This is a genomic window from Desulfonatronum sp. SC1 (assembly GCF_003046795.1).
In the GTDB taxonomy this organism is placed as follows: Bacteria; Desulfobacterota; Desulfovibrionia; order Desulfovibrionales; family Desulfonatronaceae; genus Desulfonatronum.
The window spans coordinates 121,778-133,560 of sequence record NZ_PZKN01000004.1; the positions used below are offsets into that span (position 1 = coordinate 121,778).

Genomic DNA, 11,783 nt, shown 5'->3' on the forward strand with positions numbered 1-11,783 from the left:
ACGCGGCAATTGGGAGTTTTTCAACGGACTGCTAGTCGATTGATTTGTTCCCTTTCTCCCCGGTGCGCACCCGGACGGAGTCAAAGACCGGACTGACGAAAATCTTCCCGTCTCCGGGCTTGCCGGTTTTGTTCACGTCCATGATCGTGTTCACCACGTCCTCCACTTGGTCGTCCGTGACGACCACGGAAAAAACGCGCTTGGGATACAGGCGACCCTTTTCTCCCAGAAGCTCGGCGGCTTCCTCGTAGCCCTTCTCCGCGCCCTTGAGCAGAGCGGAATTGATCAATCCCTTGCCCCGGCCCTGGGCCTCCAGGGCGAAAAACGCCGGTACCCCGGCCTCGGCCAAGGCTTCCTTGGTCTTGTTAACCATGTTCATCCGAATGACGGCAATGATCTCCTTCATACTCCGACCCCCTTCAAGTCCGCTCCTTCGGTCTCCTTGATCCCGGAGCTTATGGTGTACATCTCCTCTACCGGGCTCAGAAAAATTTTGCCGTCGCCGAACGCGCCCTTCTCACCGGTCCGGGCGGCTTCCATGATGGTCTTGATTACGAAATCCTTGTCATTGACGCCGACAACGCTCATCAGCAACACCTTGGGGATCTCGTCGTAGGTGACCTCCCCGATCTTGATGCCGCGCTGTTTGCCGCGACCGGCCACGGAAAACTTGGTCACCGCCGGATAGCCGGCATCCATCAGGGACTTCAAAACATCATCCGCTTTATCGGGCCGCACAATCGCCCTGACCATGATCAACATATCGCTTCTCCCTTATGGTTGGTTGAAATGTGGAATACACTGGGTTGAAAAACTGAAATCTCGTTGTTTTTCATCCGAAAACTCTCTTTTTCAGATAATGAAACTGGCAGTTTTCAATCCGAAAACGAGGATTTTTTTCTTTTGGCAAGGAACTCAAGCAATTATGAGGAGGCGTATTTCAATACGTTGACGAATAATTGTGATGAGTGACGCAGCCAAAAGGGAAAAAGGCCGTTTTCGGATGAAAACTAGTTGGCGATGCCGTAATCAATGAGCAGTGTCTCCAGTTCTTCGATCTCCATGGGTTTGGGCACGACGAACATTTCGTTGCCGTCCATTTTCTTGGCCAGGGCTCGGTATTCATCGGCTTGAGCATGCGTCGGTTCGAAATCGATGACCGTCTTGCGGTTGATTTCGGCCCTCTGAACCATGTTGTCGCGAGGCACGAAGTGGATCATCTGGGTTCCCAAGCGTTTGGCCAACTCCAGGATCATCTCCCGCTCGTTGTCCACATTTCGGCTGTTGCAGATCAGTCCACCCAACCGCACGCCGCCTGCCTCGGCAAACTTGACAATGCCCTTACAGATATTGTTGGCCGCATACATGGCCATCATTTCCCCTGAGACGACGATGTAAATCTCCTGAGCCTTGCCTTCGCGAATGGGCATGGCGAACCCGCCGCAGACCACGTCGCCCAGAACGTCGTAGAAAACATAGTCCAAATTCTTGTCTTCCTTGTACGCGCCAAGCTGCTCCAGCAAATTGATACTGGTAATAATGCCCCGGCCGGCGCAGCCCACACCGGGCTCGGGACCGCCGGACTCCGTGCAGAGCGTCCCACCGAATCCGCCCAGGAGAACATCTTCCAACTCCACGTCCTCGCCCTCTTCACGAAGAGTGTCCAAGACCGTACGCTGATGCAGACCGTGCAGCAGCAAGCGTGTGGAGTCCGCCTTGGGGTCGCATCCCACGATCATCACCTTGCGCCCCATCTCAGCGAGAGCGGCGACGGTATTCTGTGTTGTCGTGGATTTTCCGATTCCACCTTTTCCATAAATAGCAACCTTGCGCATACATTCCTCCCGAAGATTGAGTGTTGAGAATGGAAGGCATAGGGCAAGGAGCATGCCAGGGACTGAAATTGGATTACCTGAATGAATTAAAATAAATTATTTCAATTAGTTGTAATAATATTTTGTCGAAATGAAAGCAGTTGGCCGCCCATACAAACAAGACAAAGGTGAACGACAATTTTGTAGGTCATCACGGTTTTGTAGGGGCCCGTGATTATGTAGGGGCACGGCGCGCCGTGCCCCTACAGGTTGGCGAGAATGTCGCGGGGTGATGGCCAGGGCACGGAATTCCGCAGGGGTACGGTGCGCCGTGCCCCTACAGGTTGGCGATGGAAACGCGAGAAACGTACCATGGCACCGATCCTGCTTGTTCCGGTCAAAGGGCGTGATAGCCACTCCCGAAACAACGACAAGGAAACCACATGCTCATCGACAGTACGTTGCGCGAAGGTGCGCAGATGTTCGGCGTCTATTTTTCAGACGCGCTGCGTCGGGACATCCTTTCCGGATTGATCCAGGCGGGGATAGATGAGGTGGAGATAGGCTGGGCCGGGCAGGACGGGCTGACGGACCTGCTCCGGCACGGACGAAAGGAAGATCCGTCTGAGCGGGCCAGGCTGACGGTCTGGTCGCCGTTGCGGCTCCTGGACCTGGATCGCTTGGCCGCCATGGGCGTTCAGCGCATCCATTTCGGCGTCCCGGTTTCGGACGCCCACATTGAGCACCGCCTCGGCACTGATCGGGATGGCCTTTTGCTTCGGCTTCAAAACATCTTGCGCCGGGCGTCGGAGCTGGGGATGGCGTTTGTCGGGATCGGGCTGGAGGATGTGTCCCGTGCGAACAAAGATTTCGCCCTGCGAGTCGTTCGGGTAGTGGAGGAATGCGGAGGCGGACGGATCCGCCTTTCAGACACCGTGGGTCTGCTCACACCGCTGGAAACCGCGGAACTTGTGCGCTGGTTCACGGATCGGACCGAGCTTGCCGTGGGATTTCACGGCCATGACGACTTCGGCATGGCCACGGCCAACGCCATCACCGCCCTGGCTTCGGGAGCCGAAAGCGTGGATGTGTCCGTGCTGGGAATCGGGGAACGGGCCGGGATCGCGGCCCTGGAAGAGGTCGCCGGTCACCTGAACCTCAGGCGAGGAGCCGGCTATGATTTGAAGCAGTGCATCCGCCTGGCCCGTATGGTCGCCGAGGCGGCCCAGGTGCCCCTGGCCCGGAACAAGGCCCTGGTCGGGGAGGATCTGTTCGCCTGCGAAACCGGGTTGCACCTGCAAGGGTTGTCGAAAGACCAAAGCCTGTTCGAACCCTATGCCCCGGAAAAAATCGGCGCAAGCAGAAAGCAGGGTCTGGGCGACAAAATCGGAAAGTCAGCCGTCCGCCACGCCGCTCACCTTGAGGGCTTCACCTTGCCCGATGACAAGATAAATAATCTGATCCGGCGTATCCGCTTACTTTCTCGTAAGTTGGCTCGGCCGTTGCGTGAAGCGGAATTTCACGTGTTGGTCTCGGGATCAGCGGAGGATCACCATCCATTGACGTGGACACGATCCTTCCTGAATCGATCTTGATGCGTGAACTCCTGAGCGGGCCAGCCCAGGGGGACGATGGCGTGGGGTTCCACTCCGCTGGGCAGACCCAGAATCCGGCGCACGGCGTCCATCCGCTCCTGGATCGGAGCTACCCCGGTCCAGACCGAGCCCAGCCCCAAGCCCCTGGCGGCCAGGAGCAGGTTCTGGACCGCCGCGGCCAAATCCTGGACCCAGTAGCCGGGATATTTTTCCAAGCCGAGTTCCGCGCAGACCACGACGCCCACTGGAGCCTGACGAAGCATGCCCACATAGGGATGAATCCGAGACAGCACGTCCTTCAAGCCCGGGTCCGTGACCACCACGAAATGCCAGGGCTGGGCGTTGCCCGCGCTGGGGGCGGTCATGGCCGCGGCCAGCATCTTTTCCAAATCCGCCTCGCAGATTGGCTTGTCCGGGTCAAACTTGCGGATGCTGCGTCGGGTATGCATTGTTTCAAAGACGTCCATACCTTGTTCCCTCCTTAAATTGTCAAGGTGCGTCCGTTCGGATACACTCCGCGAGCCCCTCAGGGAGTTGGCTGGTCTCGATTCACCGTTTTCATCACCCGTGCTTTTTCTGCCGTGAATGGGCAGCAGTAGGCAGTCAAGATCGTGGGACAGGCATCCTGCCTGTCCCACGATTCACAAACGGCAATTCAGAAACAGCCAGACCCCTAAACGGCTTCAGCACTGCTCTTGTTCCTGTTTGTCGCGTTCTTCCATCGGCGGTACCAGGACCTTGATCGGTTCGTGCACACCGCTGATCCCGGCATAGGTACGCAAGCGGGTGATCAGCACCGGAGTGACCTCCTGACCCTGGGCTACCAGCAGCATGCCCTTTTGGCTTTGAACGTCCTCTGCCAGGAGCATCCCGCTTTCCAACTGGTCCACCCGGACCTCCCGCAGTTCATACACGGTCTTGCGGCTGAGCACCTTTTCCAGAGCGTCCAGCACCTGAGGATCGTACCATCCTTCCCGGCCGCGCAGAATGTTCAAGGCCTTTTCCGCGGACTTGCCGGAGTTTTCCAATTGGTCGAAGTCCACCAGGATTTTCAGGATGCGTCCGCCAAGGGGAATGTCCGACCCGGTTTTCCCGCCAATGGGCGCTCCCTCCCCGTCATAGTGTTTTTCTTGATAAAGGATGATTTCCCGAACATTTTCCAGCCGGGGAATATGGCTCAACAGATCCGCGGCGATGGCCGGATGCATGTCATAGACCTGCTGCATCTCGCCATCCAGGGTCTGTCCTTGAATGATGCGCTGAATAGCCATGGAGGGCAGGAGCATGCAGCCGATCTGGGAGAGCAAGGCCGCGTTCTCCATCTCCCAGGTCTTGGTCACGCCCTGATACAGGGCGATCTGGCGGACCAGGCGATGGATCCGATTGGACCGGCCAAAGGCGTCCGGGTTCACCAGGGCCAGCAATTCGGTGAGCACCTTGATGCTCCCGCTGAGGGTCTGCTCCAGGAGTTGTTTTTCCGCGGTCACCAGCCGATATTGGCGCAGAGCGTCCTCCAAAACCCGCTTCATGTGCTGGGCTGAACACGGCTTGGTCAGAAATCGAAAAACACTGCCCTCGTTCACCGCCGCGATGGAAGATTGAACGTCCGCGTAGCCGGTGAGCATGATCCGCACCGTGTCCGGGCTGATCTCCTTGAGCCGGGCCAAAAACTGCACCCCGTCCACTCCGGGCATGCGCATGTCCGAGACCACCACGGCGAAAGGCCCCTTTCGGGCGATGACCCCGGCCGCTTCTCGGGCGCTGGTGGCGGTTTCCAAGGCGTAGTCCTTGCGGAAATTTCGACGAAAGGCGTCCAGGATGTTCTGGTCGTCATCTACGAACAAAATCTTCTCACGCATGGTACATGTATCGCTCATGAACGCCATCCTTTTTCTATCCGTTTCCACATGCTCTTGAATTGTGGTTGATGTTTCGCTTTGTCATTTCACAACAACTCCAACCCATTGAGCAATTGGTCGTCCCTCAACGTGATGGTCTTGCGCTCCGGATTCATGCGCTCGCCCCTTGATCATGCTCCTCCACGGCGGAGGCCATGGGCAATCGAATGATGAAGGTCGTCCCCCGGCCCACTTCGGAATCCGCGGCAATGGTCCCGCCATGGCGTTTGACCACGGCGTTGCGGGCGATGACCAGCCCCTGGCCGGTACCCTTGCCCACTTCCTTCGTCGTGAAGAACGGATCGAACAGCCTAGGCTTGATCTCGTCCGGAATTCCGGGTCCGTTGTCCGTGAACCGGATTTCCATCCACTCCCCGTCGCGCCGGGTGGAGACGGCGATCAAGCCCTTCTCCTGAGCGCTTTCGCCGTAAGCCTCGGCAATGGCCTGGGCCGCGTTGGTGATGATGTTCAAAAAGGCCTGGTTCAGTTCGCTCGGATAGCAAGAAATCATGGGTAGCTCCGGATCCAGATCCATGTGCATCTCGGCCACGTACTTCCATTCATTCCGGGATACCGTGGCCGTGTCCTTGAGGGCCTTGTTGATGTCCGCCAGGACCATGGTTTTCTCTCCCGGATGCGCGAAGGACTTCATGGACCGGACAATGTGCGCCACCCGCTCCAGTCCGTCCAGGGACTGGTCAATGGCCTGGGGAATCTCCTCCAGCAGGTACGCCACCTCGTTTTTCTCGTACCGGCCGAGCAGTTCGGCGATCCGGGCCGGGCTCGGAGCGACGGCTTCGGCATCCCGGAGCATTGCGTGACAGTCTTGAATCACGTCTCGCAAATCCTGAAAGGCGTTTTTCAGAAAAAGGACGTTGTCGCTGATAAACTGAATGGGGGTGTTGATTTCATGGGCCACTCCGGCGGCGAGCTGACCGATGGATTCCAGTTTTTGGGCTTGCAGCAGTTGGGCTTCCAGCAGACGGCGCTCGGAAATGTCCTCTCCCAGCAGGACCACTCCGCCCAAGCCTCGCTCCAAAGTGGAGAAGACCGGATCGACATTGATAGTCAGATAGCCTTCGCGGCCTTCGCGGCCCTCCGGACGCGTGAACCGAACGTTTTCGAGGCGAACGCTGCCCATGGTCTCCCGACAGGAGCGAATCCCCTCCAAAATCCGTTCGGACTCCCAACTCAGGCCCAAATTCTCCAGCGCGCGGCCTTTGACGTGATCATAGGGCAGGCCAAACAGTTTCGTGGCGATGTGGTTCCAGCGGGAAATCCTTCCCCGTTCGTCGATGACCACCAACATGGACTGGATGGAGGCCAAAATCTGGTAAACTTCCATGTGCGAGCGGCGCACCTCCCGCTCGGCTTTTTTCATTTTGAACAAAGCCGCGATCCGGGCCAGGAATTCCCTGGTCTTCATCGGTTTGACCAGAAACTCGTCGGCCCCGATCTCCAACCCGTCGGCCTGGCTTTCCGAATCGACGTACTTGCCGGAAAAGAGAAAGACCGACGTTCCGGACAAGGAGGGATCGTTCTTGATCCGCCGACACACGTCCACGCCGTTGCCGTCGGGCAGGCCCACATCCAGCAGCACCAGGTCCGGTCGCAGTTCCCGTGCCAGGGCAAACCCCTCTGCGGCTGTTTTCGCCAGGCTCACCTCGTACCCTTGGGACGTGAGGATCTCCGCATAGAGTTCCAGCAGAATTTCTTCATCGTCAACGATCAAAATGGAATCCGTTTCGCTCATTTTCGCTGATCCTCCTTGACCACCATTGATCAGGTTGCGCCCTCGACTTCGGTCATCCCGAAGAGATCTCTGGCCATTTCTTCCCAAACGGGGATCCGGTCCGTCAGACCGCAGGAAGCCAGGTAGTCCGCGTCCAGCCCTTCGGGCTTTCCGGTAGGGCCTTCCGGTTGCAACTGGACGATCAACGCGTTGGCGGTGTGCAGGGCGGTCAAGGGGATGAATCCGCTCATGGCGCACAACCCGGGTCGATGGTGAAAGGCGATGGCCTCGACCACCGGATCGGCCATGCCCCACAGCCCGAGCAGATAGGCCCCGAGCCGGGCGTGATCCGTCCCCAGGGCGTCCTCCTCAACGGTGGTCAGAGGGATGTCCTTGTCCGCGGTCAGTTCCAGGACTTCATCGTACAGAGTGGGGCAGTTTACCGCGAAGAGGAGCTTGCCCACGTCGTGGAGAATCCCGGCCAGAAACGCGTCGTCCTGAACGTCCTTGGACGCCTTTTCCTCGACGCAAATCCGCTTGGCCAGGGTAGCCGTCAACAACCCGTGCCGCGACAGTCGGGCCAGGGAAAACCGAGGGCATTTCTTAGGGTCGAACTGGGAAAAAACCTGAACGTGGAGCACCAGGGCCTTGACCGTTTCCGTTCCCAGCAGATTCACGGCCTGAGCTGGGCTGGTCACCTTGGTGTACATTCCGAAAAAGGACGAATTGACCAGTTGGAGGATCTTGGCCGACATGCCCACGTCCGTGGAGATGATCTCGCCGATTTTTTTGAGGGAACACAGGGGAGAGGTCAGCTCTTCCTGAATGGCCATATACAGCTTTGGCAAACTGGGGATATGCTCCAGGCTGGAGGTTAGACAGGCCAGACCCTCGGCGGCCAGGTAGCGGCGCAAGGCCAGAAGCCGCTGGATCACGTCCACAAGCTTTTCAGCGTTGCAGGGCTTGGTCAGATACTGATGGGCTACCTTGGTGGAATCCATGATCATCCGCTCGTCCATGTGCCCGGACAAGGCCAACCTGGCGGCGTGCGGATAACGCTTCTTGACTTCGGTCAACAACCGGACCCCGTCCATGCCCGGCATGCGCATGTCCGAAACCACCACGTCCACGGGGGTCGTGGCCATCAGTTCCAAAGCCTCCGCGCCCCCGGGAGCGAAATGCAGCTCCCAGTCTCTGACCTGACTGCGTAACATCCGTCGCAACCCCTCCAAAACCTGGGGCTCGTCGTCCACGAACAAAATGCGCTTCTGCATGGCTGCTCCTTGAGGTCGCAGTATACTGTTCAACCACCCTTTCATTACTCAGCACCATGTTCTCGGCGGCGTGTCAATATGGTTTGCCCGGAATCGGACGCAAGGGCTTTTGAATCGTATAGGACAAGAGCGATATCGCCAGCCTTGCCTTAGCGTTCGCTCCATATTTCACTTGACCCGTCGGGCAAACGAGAGTATCCGCCAACCAAAGAAAGAGCGTGCATCGCGCCGCTCAGGCCATTCCTAGGGCCAACTCTCTGTATTTCTTTAAGGAGGTCTTTTTTTTATGGAAGGTGTTGTAAAGTGGTTCAGCAAGCAGAAAGGCTACGGTTTCATCACTCCGGATGGTCAGGAAGACGGCAAGGACGTCTTTGTTCATTTCTCGGCCATTGAGGGCGGCGGGTTCAAGACGCTGCGGGAGGGAGCCAGGGTTTCCTTCGAGATCGTCGACGGCGACAAGGGCCTGCAAGCCTCGAACGTCCAGGAACTCGACTAAATTAACGCAACATATAGCAAAAAAGGCCGCTTTGTCCAGCGGCCTTTTTTGTTGGTTCGACCATGTCTCGTCCCGATATCTCCGACTACTTGACGCCCCTGCAACGTCGACTGATCAGCGTGGCCCTGGTGGTCCTGGCGCTGAACCTGATCGGCGCGTTTTTTTTCGGCGTCTTCCTCCTGCTCCAAGGCCTGGTGGTCTACTTTTCCAACGTACTCTGGCCCCTGGCCGTGGCCGGCATCCTGGCCCTGCTGCTCAAGCCGCTGGTTCACTGGTTCCAGCGCATCCTGCATCTCGGACGGATCACGGCCATTCTCCTGCTCTACGGCATCGTCCTGCTGACCTTGGCTCTGCTGGGGGCCTTGATCCTGCCGGAAATTCTCTCCCAGGTCCGTTCGCTGATCGAACACCTTCCGGTCCTCGCCGAACAGCTCTCCCGCTTGATCGCCCGCCTGTTCCCGGACGCCGCGACCTGGGCCGAGGAATCACTGAACCCGGAAGTCCTCCGCGAACACCTGCAATCCTGGACCGAACACCTGCAAAAGATCATCCAGACCTCCCTGCCCGCCCTGAACACCCTGGGAGAATTCCTGAGCCGCACCTTCACCCTGGTGGCCGGAACGGCGATCATCCCGGTTTATCTGTTCTTCTTCCTGCTCACGGACAAGGACCCGTTGCGGGCCCTGGACGAACAACTGTCCTTCATCCCGCCCTGGCTGCGGGAGGACATCACGTTTCTGACCGGCGAGTTCGCCCGGATCATGGTCGCCTTTTTTCGGGGCCAGATACTGATCGGGCTGATCATGGGCGTGCTCATGGCCGCCGGTTTTACCCTGGCCGGCCTGAAATTTGGGACCCTGCTGGGCATTGTCATCGGCCTGCTGAACATCATTCCGTACCTGGGCAGCCTCCTGGGGCTGATCACGGTCCTGCCTTTGGCCTACCTGCAACAGGACGGCGGTTTTTTCCTCCTGGCCCTGGTGCTGGCGGTCTTCGTCGCGGTCCAGCTCCTGGAAAGCTACCTGCTCACCCCGCGGATCATGTCTCGAGGCACCGGGCTGCACCCGCTGGTGATCATCATCGCCATCTTTTTCTGGGGCAAGGCTCTTGGCGGCATCCTGGGCATGATCCTGGCCATCCCGCTGACCGCCTTTTTCGTGGTGGTCTGGCGACTGATACGCAAAAAATACCTCGCCGTCGCGACGGATCGGGACCGGTCGCCCCCTGAGGCCGAAACCTCGTCATGACCGAATCTCTTATCGAGCTGCTGCGCCACTACGGCATGTACGCCGCGCTGGTCAGCATCGGCCTAAACGTCCTGGCCACCATCAGCGGTGTCTTTCCCACGTTCTTCATCACCGCGGCAAACATCGTCCTGTTCGGCTTCTGGACGGGCGCCTTCGTCTCCTTTCTGGGCGAATCCCTGGGCGCGATCGCGGCCTTCCTGCTCTACCGGGCCGGGTTTCGGTCCCCGGCCCAGACGGCCCTGAACCGCTACCCCAGGGCCAAGGCCCTGATCAACGCCCAGGGCCGGGAAGCCTTTAAACTCATCTTCCTGCTCCGCCTGCTGCCCTTTGCCCCGGCCCTTGTCTCAACCCTGGGCGCGGCCGTGGGCAAAGTTTCTCTGCCGCTCTTCGCCGCGGCCTCCACCCTGGGCAAGATCCCGGCCCTGCTCATGGAAGCCTACGTCGTGCTTGAAGTCACCCGGTTCCAGACTGCCGGCAAAATCATCCTGGTTGTCTTGGCCGTATGGCTGGCCTATGATGTTTTCAAGCGGCCGCGAAAACGTCCGCGACCAGATCACTCGCTTTGACCATCTATCAGGAGATCCATATCTTGCTTTTTCTCCGTCCAATAATCTTTCTTTGTGCCCTGCTCCTTTTCACCGGTTGCACCGAACCCGAGCAAATATATGCGCCGGGACCGCGGCCGGTGAAGACCATGGTCGTGGAACCACCCCAGAGCCAAGTCGTGCGAAGCTTTTCCGGCATGGCCCGCGCCTCCCGGGACATGGCGCTCAGCTTTCGGGTCTCCGGAGTGCTTCAGGAACTCCCCGTCCAGATGGGCCAGCGGGTCCGCCCTGGAGAGCTGATCGCCCGATTGGACCCCACGGATTTTGAGCTGCAGGTCATGGAACTGGAGGCCCAGGCTGAGCATGCCAGGGCGACCTTCACCAGGGCCAAGGCGGATTACGAGCGGTTCCAGGCGTTGTATGACGCGGACAGCGTCAGCAAGAGCGAGCTGGACCAGGCCCGGGCCGGATTCGAGACGTCCCAGGCCCAACTGGCCGCGGTGGGCAAAAGCCTGGAACTGGTCCGCCAGCAGCTCTCCTACACCAGACTGACCGCGCCCATGGCCGGAACCCTCTCCGAAGTGCCGGTGGAAAATTTTCAGACCGTTTCCTCGGGACACCCCATCGCCATACTCAGCACCAACGACGATCTGGAATTCGAGGTCGGCCTGCCGGATCAGCTTATCCACCAGGTTCAACTGGGCGACCCGGCCCAGGTGATCTTTGACGTGCTTCCAGACCGGCCCTTCGCCGCCACGGTCAGCGAGGTCGGAATCACCCCCGGACCGGTGAGCACCTTTCCGGTCAAGCTGCGCCTGGCCGAGCCCGCGTCGCAAGTTCGTCCCGGCATGATCGGCATGGCCCGGTTCACCTTTTCCCACGCAAACTCCCGGCCTTTCACCGTGGTTCCCGTGGAAGCGGTCTTCGGCCTGCCTTCCGGGGAACAGGCCGTCTGGCTGGTGAATACCGAAACCGGCACTGATTCCGGCACCAATTCCGGCACCGTCCACCGCCAGCACGTCATCGCGGGCCGCCTGCTCCCGGGCGGATTGCAAATCCTGGACGGCCTGCTTGGCGGCGAAACCGTCGTCATCCGCGGCGTCCACCGCCTGGAACAAGGCCAAAAAGTCCGCCTCCCCCAAAACGCCTCCTGAATTCTGACCTCTGTCCCTTGACCTCCTC

12 protein-coding genes are annotated in these 11,783 nt (G+C 58.9%); 5 read left to right on the forward strand and 7 right to left on the reverse strand.

The features are described 5' to 3' along the window. Positions 1-31 precede the first annotated feature (31 nt). The 3 genes from C6366_RS03585 to nifH all read right to left on the reverse strand — a co-directional run bounded on the left by C6366_RS03585 (position 32) and on the right by nifH (position 1,835). Complete coding sequence (locus C6366_RS03585; protein ID WP_107735970.1) at positions 32-406, reverse strand: P-II family nitrogen regulator; 375 nt, start codon at positions 404-406, stop codon at positions 32-34. After that, on the reverse strand, positions 403-762 hold the full coding sequence (locus tag C6366_RS03590) for a P-II family nitrogen regulator (protein ID WP_107735971.1): 360 nt from the start codon (positions 760-762) through the stop codon (positions 403-405). Before C6366_RS03590 ends, C6366_RS03585 begins: the two co-directional genes overlap by 4 nt. Before the next feature lie 248 nt (positions 763-1,010). After that, on the reverse strand, positions 1,011-1,835 hold the full coding sequence (gene nifH / locus C6366_RS03595) for a nitrogenase iron protein (RefSeq protein WP_107735972.1): 825 nt from the start codon (positions 1,833-1,835) through the stop codon (positions 1,011-1,013). Positions 1,836-2,257: 422 nt separating this feature from the next. On the opposite strand from nifH, the gene C6366_RS03600 reads away from it, so the two are divergent. Next, a complete protein-coding gene (locus tag C6366_RS03600; RefSeq protein WP_107735973.1) occupies positions 2,258-3,409 on the forward strand; it encodes a LeuA family protein in 1,152 nt (383 codons plus the stop codon). Here C6366_RS03600 and C6366_RS03605 read toward each other — a convergent pair. The 4 genes from C6366_RS03605 to C6366_RS03620 all read right to left on the reverse strand — a co-directional run bounded on the left by C6366_RS03605 (position 3,364) and on the right by C6366_RS03620 (position 8,313). After that, positions 3,364-3,876, reverse strand: a complete 513-nt coding sequence (locus C6366_RS03605; protein ID WP_107735974.1) for a nitroreductase family protein — start codon at positions 3,874-3,876, stop codon at positions 3,364-3,366. The two genes, C6366_RS03600 and C6366_RS03605, sit on opposite strands and share 46 nt — an antisense overlap. Before the next feature lie 216 nt (positions 3,877-4,092). Further along, positions 4,093-5,286, reverse strand: coding sequence for an HD domain-containing phosphohydrolase (locus C6366_RS03610; RefSeq protein ID WP_158269628.1), 1,194 nt, complete (start codon positions 5,284-5,286; stop codon positions 4,093-4,095). 133 nt (positions 5,287-5,419) lie between these two features. Next, a complete protein-coding gene (locus tag C6366_RS20545; protein ID WP_107735976.1) occupies positions 5,420-7,060 on the reverse strand; it encodes an ATP-binding protein in 1,641 nt (546 codons plus the stop codon). A 29-nt stretch (positions 7,061-7,089) separates the two neighbouring features. Then, complete coding sequence (locus C6366_RS03620; RefSeq protein WP_158269629.1) at positions 7,090-8,313, reverse strand: response regulator; 1,224 nt, start codon at positions 8,311-8,313, stop codon at positions 7,090-7,092. A gap of 286 nt (positions 8,314-8,599) precedes the next feature. On the opposite strand from C6366_RS03620, the gene C6366_RS03625 reads away from it, so the two are divergent. From C6366_RS03625 to C6366_RS03640, 4 genes are all read left to right on the forward strand, one after another. Next, positions 8,600-8,809, forward strand: coding sequence for a cold-shock protein (locus C6366_RS03625; RefSeq protein WP_028571366.1), 210 nt, complete (start codon positions 8,600-8,602; stop codon positions 8,807-8,809). A gap of 62 nt (positions 8,810-8,871) precedes the next feature. After that, positions 8,872-10,056, forward strand: coding sequence for an AI-2E family transporter (locus C6366_RS03630; protein WP_107735978.1), 1,185 nt, complete (start codon positions 8,872-8,874; stop codon positions 10,054-10,056). Continuing rightward, a complete protein-coding gene (locus C6366_RS03635; protein WP_107735979.1) occupies positions 10,053-10,622 on the forward strand; it encodes a TVP38/TMEM64 family protein in 570 nt (189 codons plus the stop codon). The genes C6366_RS03630 and C6366_RS03635 overlap by 4 nt, the downstream gene beginning before the upstream one ends. Positions 10,623-10,750: 128 nt before the next feature. After that, positions 10,751-11,755 carry an efflux RND transporter periplasmic adaptor subunit gene (locus C6366_RS03640; protein WP_146164762.1) on the forward strand — a complete coding sequence of 335 codons (1,005 nt, stop codon included), beginning with the start codon at positions 10,751-10,753 and terminating at the stop codon, positions 11,753-11,755. The last annotated feature ends 28 nt before the right edge of the window (positions 11,756-11,783 follow it).

Bases quoted from the DNA above. Each gene is read 5' to 3' on its own strand.
- C6366_RS03585 (WP_107735970.1), bottom strand. From the start codon at position 406: ATGAAGGAGATCATTGCCGTCATTCGGATGAACATGGTTAACAAGACC.
- C6366_RS03590 (WP_107735971.1), bottom strand. From the start codon at position 762: ATGTTGATCATGGTCAGGGCGATTGTGCGGCCCGATAAAGCGGATGAT.
- nifH (WP_107735972.1), bottom strand. From the start codon at position 1,835: ATGCGCAAGGTTGCTATTTATGGAAAAGGTGGAATCGGAAAATCCACG.
- C6366_RS03600 (WP_107735973.1), top strand. From the start codon at position 2,258: ATGCTCATCGACAGTACGTTGCGCGAAGGTGCGCAGATGTTCGGCGTC.
- C6366_RS03605 (WP_107735974.1), bottom strand. From the start codon at position 3,876: ATGGACGTCTTTGAAACAATGCATACCCGACGCAGCATCCGCAAGTTT.
- C6366_RS03610 (WP_158269628.1), bottom strand. From the start codon at position 5,286: ATGAGCGATACATGTACCATGCGTGAGAAGATTTTGTTCGTAGATGAC.
- C6366_RS20545 (WP_107735976.1), bottom strand. From the start codon at position 7,060: ATGAGCGAAACGGATTCCATTTTGATCGTTGACGATGAAGAAATTCTG.
- C6366_RS03620 (WP_158269629.1), bottom strand. From the start codon at position 8,313: ATGCAGAAGCGCATTTTGTTCGTGGACGACGAGCCCCAGGTTTTGGAG.
- C6366_RS03625 (WP_028571366.1), top strand. From the start codon at position 8,600: ATGGAAGGTGTTGTAAAGTGGTTCAGCAAGCAGAAAGGCTACGGTTTC.
- C6366_RS03630 (WP_107735978.1), top strand. From the start codon at position 8,872: ATGTCTCGTCCCGATATCTCCGACTACTTGACGCCCCTGCAACGTCGA.
- C6366_RS03635 (WP_107735979.1), top strand. From the start codon at position 10,053: ATGACCGAATCTCTTATCGAGCTGCTGCGCCACTACGGCATGTACGCC.
- C6366_RS03640 (WP_146164762.1), top strand. From the start codon at position 10,751: ATGGTCGTGGAACCACCCCAGAGCCAAGTCGTGCGAAGCTTTTCCGGC.